The organism is Bryocella elongata (assembly GCF_900108185.1).
In the GTDB taxonomy this organism is placed as follows: domain Bacteria; phylum Acidobacteriota; class Terriglobia; order Terriglobales; family Acidobacteriaceae; genus Granulicella; species Granulicella elongata.
Map to the genome: position 1 here is coordinate 474,904 of NZ_FNVA01000002.1, position 21,747 is coordinate 496,650.

At 61.5% G+C, this 21,747-nt stretch carries 14 protein-coding genes; 9 read left to right on the top strand and 5 right to left on the bottom strand.

From position 1 onward, the window contains the following. The first annotated feature begins 44 nt into the window (after positions 1-44). Positions 45-272: a DUF433 domain-containing protein gene (locus C4S68_RS08310; RefSeq protein ID WP_103932577.1), complete on the top strand. Its 228-nt coding sequence runs from the start codon at positions 45-47 to the stop codon at positions 270-272. 81 nt (positions 273-353) lie between these two features. Here the strand turns inward: C4S68_RS08310 and C4S68_RS08315 are convergent, their stop codons facing one another. Together C4S68_RS08315 and C4S68_RS08320 are read right to left on the bottom strand one after the other, a co-directional pair. Continuing rightward, complete coding sequence (locus C4S68_RS08315) at positions 354-857, bottom strand: DUF2199 domain-containing protein (RefSeq protein ID WP_103932578.1); 504 nt, start codon at positions 855-857, stop codon at positions 354-356. Positions 858-861: 4 nt separating this feature from the next. Further along, positions 862-2,940 (bottom strand): alpha-1,4-glucan--maltose-1-phosphate maltosyltransferase, encoded by a 2,079-nt coding sequence (locus C4S68_RS08320; protein ID WP_103932579.1) that lies wholly within the window; start codon positions 2,938-2,940, stop codon positions 862-864. Between the two features lie 122 nt (positions 2,941-3,062). On the opposite strand from C4S68_RS08320, the gene C4S68_RS08325 reads away from it, so the two are divergent. The 4 genes from C4S68_RS08325 to C4S68_RS08340 all read left to right on the top strand — a co-directional run bounded on the left by C4S68_RS08325 (position 3,063) and on the right by C4S68_RS08340 (position 10,350). Continuing rightward, positions 3,063-5,027, top strand: a complete 1,965-nt coding sequence (locus C4S68_RS08325; protein WP_235011458.1) for a glycoside hydrolase family 15 protein — start codon at positions 3,063-3,065, stop codon at positions 5,025-5,027. Between the two features lie 210 nt (positions 5,028-5,237). Continuing rightward, positions 5,238-7,889: a malto-oligosyltrehalose synthase gene (gene treY, locus C4S68_RS08330; RefSeq protein WP_103932580.1), complete on the top strand. Its 2,652-nt coding sequence runs from the start codon at positions 5,238-5,240 to the stop codon at positions 7,887-7,889. A 48-nt stretch (positions 7,890-7,937) separates the two neighbouring features. Next, a complete protein-coding gene (gene treZ, locus C4S68_RS08335) occupies positions 7,938-9,707 on the top strand; it encodes a malto-oligosyltrehalose trehalohydrolase (protein ID WP_103932581.1) in 1,770 nt (589 codons plus the stop codon). 76 nt (positions 9,708-9,783) lie between these two features. Then, a complete protein-coding gene (locus C4S68_RS08340) occupies positions 9,784-10,350 on the top strand; it encodes an NUDIX domain-containing protein (protein ID WP_103932582.1) in 567 nt (188 codons plus the stop codon). 356 nt (positions 10,351-10,706) lie between these two features. On the opposite strand, the gene C4S68_RS08345 is transcribed toward C4S68_RS08340, so the two are convergent. Beyond that, a complete protein-coding gene (locus C4S68_RS08345) occupies positions 10,707-12,293 on the bottom strand; it encodes a deaminase (protein ID WP_103932583.1) in 1,587 nt (528 codons plus the stop codon). Positions 12,294-13,322: 1,029 nt separating this feature from the next. Continuing rightward, positions 13,323-14,546, bottom strand: a complete 1,224-nt coding sequence (locus tag C4S68_RS08350; protein WP_103932584.1) for a vWA domain-containing protein — start codon at positions 14,544-14,546, stop codon at positions 13,323-13,325. A 262-nt stretch (positions 14,547-14,808) separates the two neighbouring features. Here C4S68_RS08350 and C4S68_RS08355 point away from each other — a divergent pair, with 262 nt between their 5' ends. Both C4S68_RS08355 and ftsA read left to right on the top strand, forming a co-directional pair. After that, the gene (locus C4S68_RS08355; RefSeq protein WP_103932585.1) at positions 14,809-16,086 is read left to right on the top strand and encodes a cell division protein FtsQ/DivIB; all 1,278 of its coding nucleotides are present in this window, start codon (positions 14,809-14,811) and stop codon (positions 16,084-16,086) included. Continuing rightward, positions 16,083-17,309: a cell division protein FtsA gene (gene ftsA / locus C4S68_RS08360; RefSeq protein WP_103932586.1), complete on the top strand. Its 1,227-nt coding sequence runs from the start codon at positions 16,083-16,085 to the stop codon at positions 17,307-17,309. Before C4S68_RS08355 ends, ftsA begins: the two co-directional genes overlap by 4 nt. Before the next feature lie 96 nt (positions 17,310-17,405). Here ftsA and C4S68_RS08365 read toward each other — a convergent pair whose 3' ends face one another. Continuing rightward, on the bottom strand, positions 17,406-18,791 hold the full coding sequence (locus tag C4S68_RS08365) for a Zn-dependent hydrolase (RefSeq protein WP_200821506.1): 1,386 nt from the start codon (positions 18,789-18,791) through the stop codon (positions 17,406-17,408). A gap of 182 nt (positions 18,792-18,973) precedes the next feature. Between C4S68_RS08365 and C4S68_RS08370 the strand changes: the two genes are divergently transcribed. Together C4S68_RS08370 and ftsZ are read left to right on the top strand one after the other, a co-directional pair. Then, complete coding sequence (locus C4S68_RS08370; protein WP_146072076.1) at positions 18,974-19,714, top strand: outer membrane beta-barrel protein; 741 nt, start codon at positions 18,974-18,976, stop codon at positions 19,712-19,714. Between the two features lie 279 nt (positions 19,715-19,993). Further along, entirely contained in the window at positions 19,994-21,724 is a 1,731-nt protein-coding gene (ftsZ, locus tag C4S68_RS08375; protein ID WP_103932589.1) for a cell division protein FtsZ, read from the top strand. Positions 21,725-21,747 lie beyond the last annotated feature (23 nt).

Consider the following 21,747-nt stretch of genomic DNA (forward strand, 5'->3'; position numbering starts at 1 on the left):
GGCGGGTATACTTTCGACCAGCGGGTCATCCTCGGGAGAAGCGAATGAAACCACTGGATTGGTCACAGTGCGCTAGGGTTGAGAGCATCCCTGACAAGGTCGGGGGAGCGTGGGTGCTGCGCGGCACGCGGACGCCGGTGAAGGTGATCTTTGAGAACCTTGAAGTGGGACTGACGGTTGACGAGATCATCGAACAGTTTCCGGTAAGCCGGGAAGAGATCGAAAGCGTCCTCGAGTTCGTAGCGTCATCGCTCGAACAGAACGCTGCCTGACGCTGATGCGAATTTGTTCGTTGGTTAGTGCGTCGCGTGTTCTTATGTCGGCAGAGCGCTTGACATAAGCGAAAACGGCTACTAGTCATGCAAGACGAAAGATGCTATTTCTTGCGCCTCGGAGAGAGTCAATCCGCAACGCTGAGTTGTGCCGAGCGGGTGGTCTGCCTCATCAAGGAAGAAGAGTGGGCGTTCGCCGACAGGCCGAATCTTAATCGTGAGTTTGAGGTTACGCGTAGTTGGCGTATAGGGGCCAAATCCGTTGGCGAGTCTGCCCTTGAACGGCCCAGTAGTCGATTCACGGCCCTTCAGTTGCCAACTGTCGTGGATCTGGTCAAAGTCTTCCTCAGATACAGATGCCCACACACCCCATAGGAACGGATCCGGCTCGCCGTGAATTGGAATCTCGATCAGTCCTCGAACATAAAACTCTTTCTCGTCGATGATGCACTGATCCGAGGTGATGAGCGCCCGGGCGTCGCGTTCATCCGCGCTCATGTTGGCAAAATTGTCCGGAAAGTCTGCGGCAAAACTGAGCGGAACATCCTCGTGGTTCTGCCCGCAGGTGGAACAGATCCAGGCCATTCACCTACCTCACAATACGAAACACATGCGCCGGAAGCGCCGGGTTCAGGCTGACGTAGTTGTACTGTCCGTTCCACCGGTAGCGCGCCCCGGTCAGCAGGTCTTCCACCTCGAACGAATCCTCCCATGGCAGTCCCAGTGATGGCATCCAGAGATTGACGATGCCCGATTGGGTGTTCTTCGGATCGAGGTTCACGACTGTCAGGATGGTGTCTGCTTTTGCGGCTGCGGCCAGCGCGGCCTGTCCCTTGGCACCGAGCTGGTCGCTTGGTAGCTCCGGTGCGGTGGACTTCGAGTAAACGATGAGCTGGTCGTTCGCCACCGTGTGAAAGCGCGTGTTCGCGTTGGCCTGCAGGGCCGGATGCGCGGCGCGGATCGCGTTGAGCTGCGTGATAAGCGGCGCGATGGAATAGGGTGCGTCGAAGTCCCACGTGCGCAGCTGGTACTTCTCGCTGTCGAGGTACTCTTCGCTGCCGCTCTTGCCGGGCATCGTCGGTCCGGGGCGGCCTTCGAGCAACTCGTACGCGGGGCCGTAGATGCCATAGTTTCCGCTCAGCGTCGCAGCGAGGATCACTCGCTGCTGGAAGATCGCGCGCCGCTCAGCCAGGTCTTCCACCTGGAACTGGGCGTGCAGGATGTCCGGCGTGTTGGGCCACACGTTGGGGCGGAAGAAGTCCGCCACGGGAGCGTTGTTGATCTCGGTGAAGTAGGCCTCCAGCTCGGCCTTACCGGTGCGCCAGGTGAAGTACGTGTAGCCCTGCGTGTAACCACCCTTGGCCAGCGAGTACATCACGTGCGGCCGCGTGAAAGCCTCAGCCAGGAAGAGCGTTTCGGGCGCTGACTTGCGCACCTCGGCGAGGCACCACTCCCAGAAGGGCAGCGCCTTGGTGTGCGGATTGTCCACGCGGAAGACGCGCACGCCGCGGTCGACCCAGAACTTGAAGACGCCATAGAGCGCCTCCCACAGGTTGCGCCAGTCGGGCGATTCAAAGTTGAGCGGGTAGATGTCCTGGTACTTCTTCGGCGGATTCTCGGCGTACTGGATCGAGCCATCGGGCCGGATGATGAACCAGTCAGGATGTTCCTTCACCCAAGGATGTTCGGGTGCGCATTGAAACGCAACGTCCAGCGCGAGCTCCATGCCGTGGGTCTGCGCGGCGGCGACGAGCAAATCGAAGTCCGCGAAGGTGCCGAGCTCGGGCAGCAGCGCGGTGTGTCCGCCTTCCGCCGCGCCGATGGCCCACGGACTTCCCACATCGCCATCGAGCGCCGAGACCGAGTTGTTCTTGCCCTTGCGATAGCTGCGGCCGATGGGGTGAATCGGCGGCATGTACACGATCTGGAAGCCCATCGCAGCGATGGCCGGCAACCGCTTCTCGACGTCCTTGAAGGTGCCATGAACGCCTTCGACGTTGGCTGCCGAACGTGGAAAGAGCTCATACCAGTTGGAGTAGCGCGCCCGCTCGCGATCGACCCAGATCTCCAGCTCGCGGTCGGATCGCGCCGCAAAGCGCAGGTCGGGGTAAGAATCGGCCAGCGAGATGATTTCATCGCTGACGGGATAGCCGGCGTAGTACGGCAGGTTTTGTTCGGCCAGTGTACAAAGGTCGGTGGCGGCGGCCTTCAGCTGTGCGGCATCTGCGCCGCGCGCGCGATCTCCGGCAGCGTCCAGGAGATTGGCTCCGATGCGAAGAGCCAACGGAATGTCTTGTGGAACGGCATTGGCGGATGGGTTCGTTGGATCAGGCTGCGCACCGAGACGCTTTACCAGGTCGCTGGACCACGTGTCGAAGTGGTCGACCCAAGCCTCGATCTTGAAGCGCCAGGTGCCGAGGCGGTCGACCGGAAACGTTGCGGCCCACATGTCGTTGGGAAGCTCCGTGAACCGAGCTGTCCCCCAGGTCGTGTCGGAGGCATGGCTATAGAGGAGCCGAGCGGCGACGTGGTCGTGCCCGTCGGAAAAGATGGCAGCGGTGACAGTCACGTTATCGCCGACGGTGCGCTTGGCCGGATAGCGCCCACCGTCAATCTGTGGCTGGATCCCCTCAACGATGACGCGGCGGCGGCCTTCAATCGGTTTCATGGTCTTGTCAAACTCTCACGTCGTTAGATTCATTTGGTCCGAACGCAATCACCATAGCTTGCGCTCGAGCGGCGGGCTGGGCCGAACCTGCATCGAAGCAATCAGTACCCGCGGCGCGAAGCATGCCGCAGGTTGAGATCAACGCACTCCAACCTTATACCTCTCCCGCAGCCTGGCTGCATGAAGAGCTGGGCTGTTGGATGCATGTTCCAGGAACAAGCAAGCAGGAGGACCGATTGCCGGAGTGGTTCAAGAAGAAGGACACGACCCCGCTCCACGCCGTGCGGATCGAGGATTACGCCGTCATCGGCGACTGCGAGACCGCGGCGCTGGTCAGCCGCGAAGGTTCGATTGACTGGCTGTGCTGGCCGTCATTCGCCTCGAGCGCGTGCTTCGCTGCCCTGCTGGGGACTGCGAACAACGGCTTCTGGCGCATCCGGCCCAAGGGCAAGATCCTCGAGACCCGCCGCCGCTACCGCCCGCAAACCATGATTCTGGAGACGACCTTCTTCACCGAGGAGGGTGAGGTTTGCCTGGTGGATTTCATGCCCCCACGTGGGAAGTTTTCCGATGTTGTGCGCATGGTGCAAGGGGTCCGTGGCAAAGTCGAGATGCACATGGATCTGGTGCTGCGTTTCGACTACGGCCTCACGATCCCCTGGGTAACCATGCGTGACCAGGAACTTGTCGCAGTGGCCGGCCCGAACCTCGTGGTGCTGCGCTCCAGCTGCGCCGATGGCCCTGTGGCCGAGCTGCGTGGCGAGGCGATGACGACCGTCAGCGACTTCACCTTGAGCAAGGAGCGACAGGTCTGCTTCACCATGAGCTATGGGTCTTCTGTGGAGGAGGTTCCCCGGGCCATCCACCTCGACCATGCGCTGCGCGACACCGAGTCCTTCTGGACACAATGGGCCGCGGTCAACCAATACAACGGCCCTTACAAGGATGCCGTCGAGCGCAGCCTGATGTTGCTGAAGACGCTTACGTACAAGCCCACCGGTGGCATCGTAGCCGCGGTAACCACGAGCCTTCCCGAGGGCATTGGAGGCGAACGCAACTGGGACTATCGCTACTGCTGGCTGCGGGATACCGCCTTCACTCTGCTGGTCCTCCTGCGCGCCGGATATGTGGAAGAGGCCGTGGGCTGGCGACTTTGGCTGCTTCGCGCCATCGCCGGATCCCCAGACCAGCTGCAGACCGTCTATGGCATCTGTGGCGAGCGCAAGCTGGTGGAGTGGGACGCCGCGTGGCTGCGAGGTTACGAGGATTCGCGCCCCGTACGCATCGGCAATGCGGCTAGCGAGCAATTCCAGCTGGATGTCTTTGGCGAGGTGGCCGTCGCGCTCAGCCGCATGCCGGAAGCGGAAGACGATCTGCGTACCTCCTCCGTGGCCCTGCAGGCCTCGCTGGTGGATCACCTCTGCCACATCTGGACCGAGCCGGACGAAGGCATCTGGGAGGTGCGCGGCAAGCGCCAGCACTTCGTTTACAGCAAGGTGATGGCGTGGGTGGCACTGGATCGCGCCATCAAGCACTACAAGAAGTACGACGGCTCCGGCGATGTGAAGCGTTGGCGCAAGAATCGCGACATGCTGCACAAGGAGATCTGCAGGAAGGGCTTCAGCAGGAAGCTCAATTCCTTTACCCAGGCCTACGGCTCCGATGCGCTCGATGCTTCCTGCCTGCGGCTGGTCATCGTGGGCTTCCTGCCGCCTGACGATCCCCGCATCATCGGCACCGTGGATGCCATCCAGAAGGGCCTTATGCGCGATGGCCTGGTGCAGCGCTACGACACCTCGAAGACAAAGGATGGCCTTCGCGGCAGTGAAGGAACCTTCCTCGCCTGCAGCTTCTGGCTCGTCGTCGCACTGCATCTCATCGGCCGTCAGGAGGAGGCACGAGTGCTCTTTGAGAAGCTCCTGTTGCTGAGCAACGATGTAGGCCTGCTGAGCGAGGAATACGATCCCGTGGAGCGACGGATGCTGGGCAACTTTCCGCAGGCCTTGTCGCACATCGCGCTTGCTCACGCAGCGTTCGCCCTCTCTGGTCAATGGACGCCCGAGCCCTACACAGGATCAACGACATAACGCCCCGGTTGGCATGGGGCGGGCTACATGCTGAAGCTGAGTGCAACCTGAGACCTCCTTTCGGGACTCTATCTGTAAGGACAATGAGTTGCTTCCGGCCCGTGGTGTGCAGTCCGTGCGAAGGCATGGATTGTGCCTCGTGACGACCCGTGTGCCGGATATTCGAAAACGAGTCGCATCTGCGACGCAGCCCATGGAGAACGTGAACGCATGAAGCGGATTCCAGCTTCAACCTACCGGCTGCAGCTTCATAAGCAGTTCACCTTCGAGGACGCTGGCAAGATCTCCGACTACCTCAAGGAGCTTGGGGTTTCGCACGTCTATAGCTCACCTTATCTGCAAGCCGCGCCCGACAGCATGCACGGCTACGATGTCGTCGACCATCGCAAGGTCAACGAAGAGCTCGGTGGTCTCGAGGGCCACACGCAATTCTCGCAACGCCTCGGCGAAGTAGGACTTGGCCAGGTGTTGGACATCGTGCCGAATCACATGAGCCTCGCCCGCCAGAACCGCTACTGGTGGGATGTGCTAGAAAACGGCATGAACAGCCGCTATGCGGGCTTCTTCGATGTCGACTGGAACCCAAGCGAAGAGCGCCTCCGCGAAAAGGTGCTCGTGCCGATCCTGGGGGACCAGTACGGCCGCGTGCTGGCCGCCGGCGGCATCGTCGTAAAGCGCTCAGGCAGCACCTTCGTCGTCGATACCTCCGGACAGACGTTCCCAATCTCTCCCGAGAGCCTATCGACGATACTCGCTCGTGCCGCCGACTACGCGCGCAGCGATACCTTGAACTTCGTCGGCGCAAGTTACGGACGCTTGCCTTCCACCGACATGAACGATCGTCGCACGGTGCTGGCTCGGCATCGCGACAAGAATGTACTGCAGACGCTTCTCGACCGCCTATGCAATGAAGAGCAGGGCGTATGCGATGCGGTGGATCGGGCGGTGCGTGAGCTCAATGCAGATCCTGATGCCCTCGATGCCTTCCTTACGCAGCAGCATTATCGCCTGGCGTACTGGAAGACCGCCGACCAGCAGCTGGTCTATCGGCGCTTCTTCGACGTCAACACCCTTATTGGCCTGCGCGTCGAGCGCGAGTTTGTCTTCGACGAGACCCATGCGCTCATCCTGAAGTGGCTGAAGAGTGGGGTGCTCGACGGGGTGCGCGTGGATCATCCCGATGGTCTGCGCGACCCGATGCAGTACTTTCAGCGACTGCGTGACCGTGCACCCGAAGCCTGGATTATCGGCGAGAAGATCCTCGAACCCGGCGAATGGCTGCGCGACTGGCCCATCGAAGGCACCAGCGGCTATGACTTCCTCAACATAGTGCTTGGTGTGCTCGTCGATCGCGATGGCGTGGAGCGGCTTGGCGAACTCTGCGCGGAGTTTGCCGGTGATGCAACTCCGTTCCCGGCGATCGCTCACGATAAGAAGATCGCAGTCACCCAGGAGGCGCTTGGTAGCGATGTCAACCGCCTTGCCACAATCTTCGTAAACATCTGCGAGAGTCATCGCGAAGAGCGCGACTTCACTCGCGCAGAGATTCGCCGCGCCATTCGTGAGGTTGCGGCCTGCTTCTCGGTCTATCGCACCTACGTGGTGCCTGACCGCAACGAAATCCGCGAGGAGGATCGCAAGCGTATCGAGCGCGCCTGCGAGAGTGCGAAAAATAATCGGACGGACATCGACGGCCTGTTGTTCGACTTCATGCGCGATGTGCTCACGCTGAAGATATCGGGCAAGGATGAGACCGAATTCGTCCAGCGGTTCCAGCAGTTTACCGGTCCCGTGATGGCCAAGGGCGTTGAAGATACCGCGTTCTACTGCTTCAACCGCTTGACCGCTCTGTGTGAGGTCGGCGGCGACCCCGATTGCGGCGGCTTCACGGTTGAGGCCTTCCACGACTATCAACGCAAGGTGCTCGCGACCACGCCGTATACGATGACGACTCTCAGCACGCACGACACGAAACGTGCCGATGACGTGCGCGCGCGCATCGCTGTGCTCAGCGAAATTCCACACGAGTTTGCCTCGGTCGCCTCCCGGTGGAGCGAATACGGCAGGCGCTATCAGCTTGGCGATCTCATCGACACGGGCACCCAATGGTTCCTGTATCAGACTCTCGTTGGCGCATGGCCCATCACGCAGGAACGGCTGACGGAATACATGCTGAAGGCCATGCGTGAAGCCAAGGAGCGGACCAGCTGGGTATCGAACAACGCCGAGTACGAGACCGCTCTCGGTCAGTACATCGAAGCGATGCTTGGCGATACCGTATGGGTCGGGGAGATCGAAGCCTTCGTCGCGAAGATCCTTGAAGCAGGGCGGTTCAACTCGCTCACGCAGACCCTGCTGAAACATACCGCTCCAGGTGTTCCAGATCTCTATCAGGGAGGCGAGTTGTGGGACCTCTCACTCGTCGATCCTGACAATCGGCGGCCCGTGGATTATGAAATGCGTCGCGCTCTGCTGGCAGAGATGAAACATCTGGATGTGCGTGGTGTGATGGCTCGCATGGATGAGGGGCTGCCCAAGCTCTGGCTGATCCACCATGCGCTTTGCCTGCGCAATGAGCAGCGGGACTGGTTTGGCGCTGAAGCCTCCTACGAACCGCTGACCGCAACAGGGCGACACGCCGAATGCGTCCTCGCTTATGCCCGCGGAAAGAACGTCGTCACAGTTGGGCAACGCCTGGGCATGCGTCGCGAAGGCGAATGGGCCGACACGCGGCTCAAACTTCCCGAGGGCGCATGGCTCAATCGTCTGACCGGCGAGCGGCTCGAGATCGAGAGGGCCCAGGAGATCGCGCTGAGTGCACTGCTCATGGAATTCCCGGTTGCGCTGCTGACCCGGAACTAGTCGGTCGTCGTTGGTGCAGAGTGGTACCGCTGCAGAGGAAGGAAGATCATGCATCGCTTCGGAGTTTGGGCGCCGCGCGCGCAGAAGATGTCTGTGAAGTTTGGTGATGGCAAGTTCGCAATGGAAGGCCCGAACGCGCGTGGCTGGTGGAAGCTCGAGCTGAAGGATTGCGACTGTGGCGATCGATATGCCTTCCTGCTCGACGATGACGAAACGCCCTATCCTGACCCGCGCAGCCTCCGGCAGCCCGAGGGGGTGCATGGCCTCAGCGAACTGTACGATCACAGCGTCTTTGCATGGCACGACCAGCTGTGGCGCGGAGCTCCCAAGACGGGAGCCGTTCTCTACGAGCTGCATATTGGAACGTTCTCGAAGGAAGGCACCTTTGACGGTGCGATCCAACACCTCGACTATCTGCGGGACCTTGGGATAACACATGTGGAACTGATGCCGGTGGCGGCCTGGGCAGGCAATCAGGGCTGGGGATACGACGGAGTCTCGATCTTCGCGACGCACGAAGCGTATGGCGGTCCCGATGGTCTGAAGCGCTTTGTCGATGCGTGCCATGCGCGGGGACTCAGTGTCATCCTCGACGTGGTCTATAACCACTTTGGTCCGGTGGGGAACTACACGAACAAGTTCGGGCCGTATCTCACCGATCACCACAAGACTCCGTGGGGCAATGCGGTGAATCTGGATGAAGCGGGCAGTGATGAGGTGCGTCGTTTCTTCGTCGACAATGCTTTGATGTGGCTTCGCGATTACCATATCGACGGCCTGCGGCTCGATGCGGTGCATGCTTTCATCGATCTCTCCGCGGTGCACTTCCTTGAACAGGTCTCGAGCGAGGTGGAGCGCCTGGGCGCTACTCTGGGACGCGAGTTCTATCTCATTGCGGAGAGCGATCTCAATGACCCGCGCATCGTGCGCCCTCGTGAGGCACAGGGCTATGGCATGGACTCGCAGTGGAGCGATGACTTCCACCATGCGCTCTTCACGCTGCTCTATGACAAGGAGCCGGGGCGTGCCTACTACTCCGACTTTGGCTCTGTTGGGGACCTGCACAAGGCACTGAAGCATGCCTTTGTCTACGACGGCCAGTACTCGCAGTATCGCCGGCGCAAGCATGGCCGTCCTGCAGAAGGCCTTGCAGCACATCACTTCATCCACTTCGATCAGAATCACGATCAGGTAGGCAATCGTGCGCTGGGCGAGCGCCTGGAGCACCTCGTCGGCATCGACGCGGCCAGGGTGGCAATCGGGATCGTGCTGTTGGCGCCGTATGTTCCCATGCTCTTTATGGGCGAAGAGTTTGCGGCATCGACGCCATTTCTTTACTTCGCCGACCACGAAGACGAAGAGATGCGCAAGGCTGTCTCCGAAGGTCGCAAGCGTGAGTTCTCCGCGTTCGGCTTCTGGGATGAGGTGCCAAACCCGGAGGACGTGAAGACCTTCGAGGACTCCAAGCTCGACTGGAGTGAGGTGGAAGACGGCAAGCATGCGGAGATGCTGTCGTGGGTGAAGGCCCTCATCAAGCTGCGGCGCAGTACCGTTTCGCTCAATGATGGAAGCATGCAGCGGTTGCGGGTCTCAACGGATGACGTGCGGCGCACGCTCGTGATGCAGCGCGACGAAGTTCGCGTCCTGGTGAACCTCGGGCGCGAGACTCAGCGTTTTGACCTGTTGCAGCAGGAGGGGCTCCTGCTGGCTTCGCGTTTCGATCTTTCCCAGGACGACACGCACATCGAGCTTCCGCCGATGACTCTTGCGGTCCTTCACTGCTCCGAAGAGACGATGGACAATCGCGAGGTTCAGTAGCTGCAGCCACCCCTTTCTCTGTCACGTGGGGCTGAGATAATTGCGCAAGTCACAGCCCCTGCGTGACGGAGGTCGCTTGCACGACGAGAGCCGCAAACCCATCAGGACCATCAGCAGCCGGGAGATCTACCGCAACAAGTGGTCGCGGTGGCGCGAGGACATCATCGAGCGAGCCAACGGCCAGCGTGGCATCTACGGCGTACTGGATAAAGACCCGGCGTGTATCGTCATCCCCATTGAGCATGCGGCAGATGGCGACTACGTATGGCTCGTGCATCAGTACCGGTACACCGTGGGCGCAAGCTTTTACGAGCTGCCGCAGGGCGGTTGGGAAGATGCCAACGTCGACATTGAAGAGATGGCGCGCGGTGAGCTTCGCGAAGAGACAGGGCTTACTGCGGAGCTCATGCAGCCCATCACAAAGCTCTGGATTGCCTACGGTGCGATGAATCAGATCCATCATGTCTTCCTCGCCGAAGGTCTCACGCAGGGTGAGACGGATCGGGACGACGAAGAGGACGACATGACGGTACACCGTGTGCGCGTCGAGGAGTTTGAAGCGATGCTGCTCGACGGGCGGGTGATGGATAACTGCACGGCGGCTGCGTGGGGCGTTTACCTGGTTTGGAAGCGCGGCCGGTAGGGGTACCCCCCCCCCCCCCCCCCCCCATTTTGCGTAAATGCTCAAAACAGAGACTTTAGGTCTGGACCTCTCATTTTTGGAGGTCGTGTTTCGAGTGTGCTGGTCTGCGTGGCGGGGTGAGGTGAAGAACAGGCCTACTTCCATTGTAGAGAGTGGGGCAGGGAAGTACGCCAGATGCTGGGTGGTTTTTCCGGGTGCTCTGGAGCGCTATGGGTTGGCGGCTGTGCGGGTAGCGCTTCAGGCTGAGGCAAGTAGCGAGCCTGTTACGAAGCTCTCGCCCGGCGAAGGGCGAGAGCGGTGGCGATAGGCCGACTTATCGGTGCGAATTCTGGATGAGGCCGTGCGACTCCAGAATCTCAATCGTGAAGGACTTCGACCTTCACTTGAATAAACAACTCCTGCAGAGGTTGGAAGTACTCTCTCCATGTAGCTTCTAACCAAAGCCAAGATGCCCCTTCGTAGGGCGCAGACGGTATTCGCAAGTCTATAACTGCTTTTGCTTCGGGCAGATCCAGAAGATCGACGAGATCGTCCCTGATTGCATCAATGTCTCGGTTGATCTGGCTGATCAATGCCCCATTGAAAACGGCTTCTTGCGGGCCAGGTGGAAAAGCAAACTTGCATTGAATGCAATTGATTTTGCTGATCAGCTTATAAAGCTTTCGCTTTTCTTGTATGGCCCGATCTTCTTTGGCTTTGAGAATCCCTGCGCTTGGCTGAGTGAAAGAGCGGATAAAGTCGCGATTCAACTCCAAAAGCTCGTTGGCGAGCGCTGGCGGGAATAATGTCACCGCGATGCCTGCTGCCTGAAGCTTTAATACACCATTACCGCGAATTTCCGGGTTTGGATCTAGAACCCCGATAACGACGCGAGCAACTCGTCTTGCAATTAGACGGTCAGCGCAAGGAACTTTCGGAGAATTGCGCCCTGTGCAGGGCTCCAATGTGGCGTACACCGTGCAGCCGGCCAACGTCTCATCTTTTAACTTTTTCTCAAGCGCTGCGTATTCTGCGTGACACGCTTCGAATTCACCTCTATGCGCTCTCGCTAGAACTCTTCCATCTTTTACTACAACGCACCCGACCTTTGGGTGAGGCCGATCATCTTCATTTTTGCTCTTTCGCGCTTCTTCCAAGGCCATTTTGGCGAAATCCTCGTCCGACACCATCGAGTGAGGGCGAACGGGTGGAATCACTTCGAGTTCTTTGATGAAGGCTTGCAGCATAGTCTTCTTGTCACGGATGTGCTGCACATGCCACGCTTGCTTTTCTTCATCAGCCTGACGCGCGTAAGACATTGTCACCGCATAATGTTTTGCATTTTGTGACCGTTCGCCGAAGGCGCGACGGACAATCTTCAATGTCAGCCGTTTCCATGTCTCTACCCTGACATCGTCATGACGTAGTGATTCCACCTCGTCATTGAGTTGAGTCTGCAACAATCGAATTGCCTCATCCGCTGGAAGCAGTTCCTCACTCGACGCTATGGTCTCCGTAGTAGGTCGTGGCAGATTTTGTGCTTGAGTTCTCTCGGCCTCGGCAAATCTTTGCTCAAGGTGCCTTAAATGGGCGATCCGGCCCCCAACCTGCTCCCAATGAATCGAACCGGGCTGTCCTTCTTGTTGACGTCGAACCCAGTAATCTAGTTCTTTCATTACCCCTTCGCGATTCTCGGGGAATGTCACTTGGAGCTGTTCCTCTAAACTTCTGGCATTCATAATCGCTACCGCCTCATCCACTCCCTCTTGCGTCAGCGCGAGTGATCCATGACGAGTTTCAGTAATAACTCCCGCCGCCAGGAGCTCGTTTCTAAATTCGCGCTCCTCTGGGCTTATGGGGGGTCTTCGACTGGAGACCGTAAATCTGCCAGATTCGCCGGAATTCAGATAGTGCAAAGAGCAGAGGAGATCCTCAACCCGTTTTGATTTTGTGTCTTTAGGCATAATGAAGTTCTTGCTGAGCCATCGAAAGCCAACTTGAGTGTATCCTCGGGCAACTCATTCTAATAGATACCGGTAAACGCGCTTACCACCAGTTCGTGGAGTAGCGATGGGTCGCGCCTTCAGCGCTCTGGTGGTTTGTGGGCGTGCACCTGGGGTTGCGCTTCGCTCCACCCCAGGCTGATATGTCGTCGGGCCTTTGGCCCTTGGAGTTGGCGGCGTGATTGCGGGTTTGTGCTTTGGCTGGCATCCTGCGAACCCATGTCTCAGAATCGAGACATGGGGCACCCGGCTGGTATGGTTCGCGCCGATGGCGCTGAAGGGGCGCCAGACGCGGGTCCCTGAAGGGGGCAGGCCTGGTGACGCAGATTGTCTTCGGGAATGACAAGCAAAGAGATACAAAGGCAACAGCTGATGCTCTCCGAGGATGACAACGAGAAAAGCAAGAGCAGCCGCAGAGTTCTTGCGGAAATGACAATGACAAGGCGGCCTGGCTGTAGGTCTATCTGCGGAAACGCTATTGTCACCGGTTTAGTGGGCAGCGATGGGCCGCGCCTTCAGCGCTTGGGTGTTTTGTGGGCGCGCACCTACCAGCCTGGGGTTGCGCTTCGCTTCACCCGAGGTTGGTATGGGGCGCGCCGATGGCGCTGAAGGACCGATGGACGTCTTCTCATTACCCCTACAGGTGCGTGAGGTGATTCGATGTTGGGTCCTATTGTGTGAAGCCAGGTACTTCCGTCTCGGGCTGCCGCGCAGCGCTGACTCCCAGGGCACCTTTGTTTAAGTAGTGCTAGCGTACCCCAGCGGCTAAAGCCGCGCTGATTCTGCGGGCTTTACGGCACGACTGAAGTCGTGCCCTTAACGAAACAAGAAGCAGGTTTCTCCGCTACGCGGGACGATGAGACCGTCCCGCTTCGGTCGAAATGACACATCCTGGGTGGGGCGGAATCTGTCGAAACGACACATCCTGGGTGGGGTGGAATCTGTCGAGACGACAGATATTGGGCGGCGCGGAATGCACCGGTAGAAACCCTAATTGATGTGCTTGGAGCGGCGGGACATGAAGTCCATCAGGAGGTAGTTGCCGAGGTTCTGGGGTGTGGTGAAGTAGGCTTTGCCGCGGCACATGGCGCTCATCTGTTGCACGAACTGTACGAGAGCGTAGTCCTGGGCGAGCATGAAGGTGTTGATCATGATGCCGGAGCGTTTGCAGCGGCCGACCTCTTCGAGGGTTTCGGAGATGACGAGGGGGTCGAGGCCGAAGGCGTTTTTGTAGATGCGGCCGTCTTCGAGCGTGAGTGCCGAAGGCTTGCCGTCGGTGATCATGACGATCTGCTTCATGTCCTTGCCGGAGCCGCGCAGGATGCGCTGGGCTACGCGGAGGCCTTCGCGGGTGTTGGTGTAATGCGGGCCGACCTTGACGCGCGGGAGTTGCGAGATGGGGATCTCTTCGGCGGAGTCGTGGAAGAGGACGAGGGAGAGCGAATCGCCGGGGAACTGGGTGCGGATGAGGTGCGAGAGCGCCATGGCGACGCGCTTGGCGGGGGTGAAGCGGTCTTCGCCGTAGAGGATCATGGAGTGCGAGCAGTCGAGCAGCACGACGGTGGCGCAGGAACTCTGGTAGTCGGCCTGCTGGACGTGGAGGTCGGCGTATTCGAGATTGAGGACGCCTGAGCCATTCGGTGCGCCTTCGCGGGCGAAGACGGAGTTCAGCGTGGCCGTGATGTCGAGATTCAGGGTGTCGCCAAACTCGTAGGGCTTGGAGCTGCCGTTGGTCTCGACGCCCGCGGCTTCGTGGCGGGTGTCGTGGCGGCCGAGCGAGCTCTTGCCCAGCGGGCCGAGGAGGTCGCGCAGGGCCTTGTAGCCGAGGAAGTCCATCGCCTTGTCGGTGACCTCGAAGCGGGCGTCGCCTTCGCCTTCACCCTGTTCGCCCTGGCCCTGGGAAGGCTCTTCGGCGTTGAGGTACTGTTCGGCCTTCATGCGCTGGATGATCTTGTCGATGAGCTCTTCGACCTGGGGCTCTTCGAGCTCGTCGTACTTCTCCTGGCCGTCCTCATCGAGGAGTTCGCCGGAGTCGAGCGCCTGGCGGATGGCCTCGCGCAGGCTCTCCATGGAGTCGTCCATGTTGGCGTTGGGGGAGAAGGGATCGTAGTAGCCGGAGTCGAGCAGGAAGTCCCCAAGCTGCGAGAGCAGATCGTCGAGGTCGAAGCTCGTGGAGAGATCGCCGGTGAACTTCGTATAGCGGGTGAGTTTCATCGGGGGCCGACTCCTTGGTTCCCATTGTAGATTCGCGCGGGTGCGGCGGGGATTCAGGGGACGTTCTCCGTTGTCGGTTGTCCGTTCTCTGTAGATCGGCATCCCGGGAGAACTCCTCGGACAACGAAGCACGGAGAACGGACAACGTGCGTTCGGTTTCCTCGGTCGATACCCTCGGGAAACTCGCTGCCTTCCGGCCGCATCGGGCTGGTATGTTCAAGTCTGGCGATTCTTCCGCGGCCTTGCTCTGGGCTCAGCGGGTATGAAGATGGGAACCAAGCGCGGCTCAACCGCTGCGGTGCTGGAAGCGCCGGAGGACAGTTATACCTCCGCGAGCGCCTACTCGCACCCGGCACCTGTTGGCTCACTCCGGCGTGGCTACGACGCCGGCGATGGCGCAGGTGCTGACGCGGCGGACCGTTCCTCGTACTCCCGGCGTGCGAACGGCGCGCGGGGGGCGAAGGGACTGCGTGTGCGCTTCCGCGGCCTGCCCCGCACCCTGAGCGGTCGCCTCATGGCGGGCGGAGCTCTTCTGCTGGTGGCCGGCATCCTCGGGGCGGTTGGCCTGGTCGTCCGCCAGTATCTGACGCACAGCGAGCGGTTTCTCCTCGCCAGCGCGGATCAGGTCGAAGTCCTTGGCAATCATGAGCTCTCCCGGTCGCAGGCGCTGGGTGTCTTCGCCAACGACCTCGACCGAAACATCTTCCACATGTCGCTGGCCGAGCGCGAGGCTGACCTCGAACGCCTCCCCTGGGTGCAGCACGCCACGGTGATGCGGCTGCTGCCGAATCGGCTCCGCGTGGCCATTGTGGAGCGGACGCCGGTAGCCTTTGTGCGGCAGGGAACGCAGATCGGTCTCGTCGATGCGACGGGTGTGCTGCTGGATATGCCGTCGGACGCCGCGGGCGACCCGCACTACTCCTTTCCGGTGCTCACCGGCATCAGCGCGGCTGATCCGCTCTCGACCCGCAAGGCGCGCATGGGGCTCTATACCGACTTTATGAAGGCCATGGCGGCGGGTGGCGAGCAGATCACGGACAGCCTCAGCGAGGTGGATGTGACCGACCCCGAGGATGTGAAGGCGATCGTGGCGCGGGATGGCTCCGACATCCTGGTGCACTTCGGCGACGAGAACTTCCTGGCCCGCTACCAGACGTTCGACCAGCACCTGCCCGAGTGGCGCCAGATGTATCCCAAGCTGGTTTCGGCGGATATGCGCTACTACAGCAAGATCGTGCTGAACTCGGGTACAGCCGGACCGCCGGCGCCGGTGAGCACAGCGACGGGCCCGAGCGCGGCCGATGCTGCGGCTGCAGCCCTTGCGGCCGCACCCAAGGCTGCAACGCCAGCCGCGAAGGTTGCGGCGTTGCCGAAGTCGAAGACGGCGCAGTCGAAGGCAGGCGCGGGCAAGCCGCAGGCGGGTATCGCCGCGCCTCACCCGTTGACGTTGAACAAGACGGCGCATCCGGTGAAGAAGGTCCCGGCCGCGTCACATCCCAGGCCGAAGCAGGCGCATCCCGCAGGAGGGCCCCAGCGATGAACGGCAAGGGCAACAATCTCATCACCGTGCTCGATGTGGGCAGCTCGAAGACGACCGTGCTGGTGGCAGAGCTGCTGGACGGTGTGTTGCGCTATCGCGGTCACGGCGTGGAGAACTCGCGCGGCATGCGCCGTGGCGTCATCGCTGATCTTGGGCCTGCAGCCGACGTCGTGAACCTGGCTGCGCTGGCGGCGGAGAAGGCCTGCAAGGCTCCCATTGAGACGGCTGTCGTCGGTGTGGGCGGACCGCACATCCGCGGTATGAACTCGCAGGGCGGCATCAGCATGGGCAGCCGCATGAAGGAGATCACCCGCGAGGACGTGCGCAGTGCGATTGACCGCGCGCGGTCGATTGGGTTGGCTCCGGACCGCGAGGTGCTGCACCTTCTGCCGCAGCAATTTATTCTGGACGACCAGGCTGCCATCCACGATCCCATCGGCATGGTGGGCAATCGGCTGGAGGTCTGCCTGCACCTCACCACGTGCTCCGGCTCCGCGCTGCAGAACGTTGTGACGTGCGCCAACAAGGCGGGTCTCGAGGTGGTCGACACCATCTACGAGGGCATCGCTTCGGCTGAGGCTGTGCTTTCGGCCGATGAGCGTGAGCTGGGTGTGTGCCTCGTGGACATTGGCGCGAGCTCCACCGAGCTGATCGTGTACTTCGAAGGCGCAGTCGCCCACACGGCGGTGCTGCCGATCGGCGGCGATCACTTCACCAACGACCTTGCGGTCGGCCTGCACATCAGCGTGCAGGAGGCCGAGCACCTGAAGCGCACCTTCGGCAGCGCTGTCGTGACCAGCGTTCCGCAGCTCAACGAGATTGAGGTCGGCGGGGACCTTTCCACCGGCGGGGGCGCGGCACGGATGGTGCGGCAGCGCTATCTCGCGGAGATCCTCGAGCCGCGTGCGCTGGAGCTGCTTCGCATGTTGCGCGACAACCTGCGCAACGGCGGCGTGCTGGAAGCCATGGGCGCGGGTTGTGTCTTCACCGGCGGCGGCGCTAACCTTACTGGCCTGATGGACCACGCGGAGAGCCTGCTGCGCGTGCCTGCGCGCATCGGCTACCCTGTACCGCTGAGCCGCATGCCGCCGGATCTGGCGCGGCCGGAGTTCTCCTCCGCCATAGGGATGCTGCTCTACACGCACCGCACGCAGGTTCGCAGGGCCAGCGAAGAGCAGGGGCTCAAGCAGAAGCTGAAGGCGATCTTCGCGGGAACGTATTAGGAGCAGCGCTGGCGCGTTAGCGGCTGCTCTATTAGCGGCTGCTCTATCGGTGGTTGCTTTATCGGTGGTTGAAGGGCGCGGCCGTATTGGGGGGCTTTACTTTGGGTCGGGTTTCGCGTCGATGCGCAGGATCGTCTGCAGGAGGACGTTGGCGCCGTTGGCGATGTCGGGCCAGCGGGAGAGCTCCTTCGGCGAATGGCTGATCCCCCCGATGCTGGGGACGAAGATCATGCCCATGGGAGCGAGCTTGGCGACTTCCTGGGCATCGTGACCCGCGCCGCTGGGAAGATGCATTGCCGTCAGGCCCAGCCCGGCGATCGAGGCCTCGATATCGCTCTGAATCGCCTTGTTTGCCAGCGCGGGACGCGCCCGCTCGAGATGGGTCATGGTGATCTCGGTGCCCGTCTGCCTGGCGATCTCCTGTACCCGGAGCGCCATCGCTTTGCCCAGGGAATCGATCGTGCTTTCCGAGAGATCGCGGAACTGGATCGACAAGCTCACCCGCCCCGGAATCACGTTGGGAGCATCCGGAAAGACCTCGAAGCGCCCCACTGTACCGACCTGGCGGCCGGGCATCGCGTTCGTCACGTCGCGAACCGCCTGCACGATGTAGGAGGCGGCATAGAGGGCGTCCTTGCGGCCCGCCATGGGCGTGGTTCCGGCATGGTTGGCGAAGCCCTTTACCTCCACTGCATAGTCATCGATGCCGACGATGCCATCCACGACACCGATCTGGATGCCGGCCTTCTCCAGGTTTCCGCCCTGCTCGACGTGCAACTCGAGGTAGCAGCACATCGATCCCGGCTTTCGCAGCACCTCGGCCAGCCTGTCGGGGTCGCCGCCGATCTTGCGCAGGCCATCGCGCATGGTGATGCCGTAGAAATCGCGATTGAGCGTCGCCGCGCCCGGCGTCTCCAGCAGGGACGCGCTGCCGTGGGTTCCGCCTTCTTCGTTGGACCAGATGGCGACCTCCAGCGGGTGGCGCGTTGGGATGTGGTGATCATTCAAGGTGCGAATGGCCTCGATCGCTCCCATCGAACCGACATCGCCGTCGAAGTTTCCTCCGTTGCGCACCGAATCGATGTGCGATCCAAAGACGATGGGCTTGAGCGACGGGTCGCTTCCGGCTCGCTTGCCAATGATGTTTCCTGCGGGATCGATGTGGGGATCGAGTCCGGCCTCGCGCATCAGGCCCATCACGTAGGCTCGGCCCGCGACGTCCGCATCGGAGTAGGCCACCCGGCTCACGCCGTCGGCAAAGGTGCCACCGGCTGGGCGGCCGAAGGTGCTCAGGGTCTCCAGGGACTCCTGCAGGCGCGGCGCGTTGACCCGGGCTGCGGTTTCGCTCTGGGCGCGGCCAGCAGCCGGAATGGCCATTATCAGGAAGGCGAGCGCCAGGGGCGCGGAGGCCGGAATCGCCGAAATTCCGGGGCATCGCGGCGGCTGCCTCGTTCCCAATACCCGCGTGGTCATTCGCTGCATGGCTTCGTCTCCCGGATGGATTGTGATTTTTGTCAGCCTACACCCCGTCCCGGTCAGGTCTTCGTCTAACCTGCAAAGGCATCAACTTTGGGGAACGCGGGAGCAAGCGACTCACCCGGCTCAAGGGCCGTTCTTCGGGCTCCCCAAGACGATTCCGCATCCCGTTCGGTAGACTGGTATTCATGATTTTCGGTAAGCGGTTTGGTGGGTGGAGGTCCGGCCTCGGGCTGGCCCTGGTTTCGTGTGGGCTGACTGCCCTTCCGGTGGCAAAGGCACAGACGCAGGCTGGCGTATACGTGGGCTATGCGGCGACGCGAATGAGCGACATCTCCTGCCTTTCGACCTCGGTCGCCTGTTCGAACGGCACGGCCGCTGTGAACGGTACGACGGTCTCAACCGGTCACCTGAACCCGTCAGGCGTGTTCGTGGGCGGCTACTACGACTGGCGCAAGTTCGGACCCATGACGCTGGGCTTCGACGTCCGCTACATGGATGCACGCTCCAACAAGAGCGCTGTCACCTCCGGCGGCGGCGAGAACATGGTCACCTCCAACACCGTTCTGGGTGGTGTCCGCGGTTCGTTCCCGACGCCGATCCACTGGATTCGGCCTTACATCCAGGCTTCCGTGGGCCACACCAGTTCGAACGTCACAGAACCCACCTGCATCACGGGTGGGGGCGGGACGCTGCTTTGCAGCTCCACGACGGTGACCAGCCCGGTACCGCGCCAATACGACAGCTTCTTCACCGTCGAAGGCTTTGGTGGCGTGGATATCCGCATCTCGAGCTTCCTTTCGCTGCGTGCGATTGAGCTTGGCTACGGCAACATGAACCGCCTCGGCAATGGCACGAGCGGCACCACGAGCTCGGTTGGCCTTTCGTCCGTCGGCGCTGCAGTGATCCTGCACCTGCCGCAGCGGTAAGGGCGTTTTCGTTCGTGCCATGAGCCGCCTGCGGGCGGCTCATGGCGTTTCAGGGCCCCGAGCTTCGCGCGGAGGGTGATCTCCTTCGCCCATGCCGTTCCAGGGCAGGCAGAGTCTTACCAACAACAGGTATTTCGGGAAGTTTCTTCACGAAGGCGGCTTTTCTGTAGCCCAACTGGGTGCACGAGGGAAAGTTTGCGGAGAATTTCCCCGGCCTGCCGTTGCACAATGAGTTAACGCGGGCCTTGGCACGCGTGTGTCTGAAGGAGCCTTACTCTCATGTCCAATCAGCCTGACGACGCGCTGCGGATTCACTATCACGACGAGGTGCAGCGCAATGCGCGCATCAAGGTCATCGGTGTCGGCGGCGGTGGCACCAACGCTGTCAATCGCATGATCGCAGCCAGTGTGGAGGGCGTGGAGTTCATCGCCGCCAACACGGACGCCCAGGCGCTCGAGCAGTCGAACGCCCCGGTGAAGCTGCAGCTGGGCGTCAAGCTGACCAGCGGCCTCGGCGCAGGTGCGAATCCGGACATCGGCCGGCGCGCGGCTCTTGAGGACTCCGACAAGATCATTGAAGCGCTCGAGGGCGCGGACATGGTGTTTATCACCACCGGCCTTGGCGGAGGCACAGGCACGGGCGCTGCCCCGGTCATCGCTTCGCTGGCCAGCGAGATGGGCGCGCTGACCGTTGCGGTCGTCACCAAGCCATTCGCCTTTGAGGGCAAGCGCCGCGCCAAGCAGGCCGAGCGCGGCGTGCAGGAGCTGCTGGAGTCCGTCGACACGCTGATCGTCATCCCCAATGAGAAGCTGCTGGCCGTTGCCAAGGACGCGGGGTTCTTTGAGAGCTTCCGCATCGCCGACGACGTGCTGCGCCAAGGCGTGCAGGGGATCTCAGACATCATCACCATCCCGGGCGTCATCAACCGCGACTTCGCGGACGTGAAGACGACCATGGCGGGCATGGGGTACTCCGTGATGGGGACTGCCGTTCGCTCCGGCCCGGATCGCGCCCGTGAAGCTGCGATGGCCGCGATGGCCTCGCCGCTGCTCGAAGCCGGTGCGATCGACGGCGCGAAGGGCATCCTGATCAACATCACGGGCTCGAGCTCGTTGAAGCTCAACGAGGTGAACGAGGCCTCGACCATCATTCAGAACGCCGCACACGAGGATGCCAACATCATCTTCGGCGCGGTGCAGGATGAGCGCATGGGCGATGACGTAAAGATCACCGTCATTGCCACTGGTTTTCGCGACGAGCAGCCCGCGCGCCGCGAGCGCATGCTCTCCGGCGCTCTGACCGGCCATGATCACGATGCGGCGGAGTTCGTTCCGGAACCTACCCCGGTGGCTGCGCGCGTCGCCAATGTGCCCTTCGCCAGCGAAGTTCAGGCTGCTGCAGCTCCGATTCCTGTCATCACGGCTCCGGTCGCGCATGCCGCGGTTGCAGCGGCTCAGCCTTCTGCGCCATTCGCCACCACCGCGCAGGCGCCTGTGGCGCAGGCACCTGTGGCGCAGGCTCCCATGACTCCGGCTCCCATGGCTCCGGCCGCGCCGACCTTCCCGGCCGCGCTCTCCAGCGCCATGCACTCCGCTGGTTCGGGCGCGATCCCCATGCAGGAGCCTGCTCCGGGCTATTTTGAACCACGCGGAACTCCGCGCCAGGCCGCTCCGACCCTCAACTTTGAGGATCCCCAGCCGCCGCGTCCACGTTCCCTCGAAGCGCACCAGCCCCCCAGCGCGCCGCGCATCGCAGCCCCTGGCTCCTACGTGCCTTCGGCCTCGGCTGTGCCGCAGCCGGAGCTGGTCCCCGTACCGGCGTCGGTCTTCGACGACGACTTCTTCCGCAAGCCCAACGAGGAGCTGCGCGACAATCCTGAAAAGGTGACGCCGCCCGAGTCCGCGTGGCCGGAAGCCCGTATCCCAAGTTTCGCGGGGTATGCGCCTGATTCTGGAGACCATAACGACGACGAGCTGGAGATTCCTGCCTTTCTGAGGCGTAACCCATAGTGGTATTGCTCCCCAGCGATTTG

Bases quoted from the DNA above. Each gene is read 5' to 3' on its own strand.
- C4S68_RS08310 (WP_103932577.1), top strand. From the start codon at position 45: ATGAAACCACTGGATTGGTCACAGTGCGCTAGGGTTGAGAGCATCCCT.
- C4S68_RS08315 (WP_103932578.1), bottom strand. From the start codon at position 857: ATGGCCTGGATCTGTTCCACCTGCGGGCAGAACCACGAGGATGTTCCG.
- C4S68_RS08320 (WP_103932579.1), bottom strand. From the start codon at position 2,940: ATGAAACCGATTGAAGGCCGCCGCCGCGTCATCGTTGAGGGGATCCAG.
- C4S68_RS08325 (WP_235011458.1), top strand. From the start codon at position 3,063: ATGCCGCAGGTTGAGATCAACGCACTCCAACCTTATACCTCTCCCGCA.
- treY (WP_103932580.1), top strand. From the start codon at position 5,238: ATGAAGCGGATTCCAGCTTCAACCTACCGGCTGCAGCTTCATAAGCAG.
- treZ (WP_103932581.1), top strand. From the start codon at position 7,938: ATGCATCGCTTCGGAGTTTGGGCGCCGCGCGCGCAGAAGATGTCTGTG.
- C4S68_RS08345 (WP_103932583.1), bottom strand. From the start codon at position 12,293: ATGCCTAAAGACACAAAATCAAAACGGGTTGAGGATCTCCTCTGCTCT.
- C4S68_RS08350 (WP_103932584.1), bottom strand. From the start codon at position 14,546: ATGAAACTCACCCGCTATACGAAGTTCACCGGCGATCTCTCCACGAGC.
- C4S68_RS08355 (WP_103932585.1), top strand. From the start codon at position 14,809: ATGAAGATGGGAACCAAGCGCGGCTCAACCGCTGCGGTGCTGGAAGCG.
- ftsA (WP_103932586.1), top strand. From the start codon at position 16,083: ATGAACGGCAAGGGCAACAATCTCATCACCGTGCTCGATGTGGGCAGC.
- C4S68_RS08365 (WP_200821506.1), bottom strand. From the start codon at position 18,791: ATGCAGCGAATGACCACGCGGGTATTGGGAACGAGGCAGCCGCCGCGA.
- C4S68_RS08370 (WP_146072076.1), top strand. From the start codon at position 18,974: ATGATTTTCGGTAAGCGGTTTGGTGGGTGGAGGTCCGGCCTCGGGCTG.
- ftsZ (WP_103932589.1), top strand. From the start codon at position 19,994: ATGTCCAATCAGCCTGACGACGCGCTGCGGATTCACTATCACGACGAG.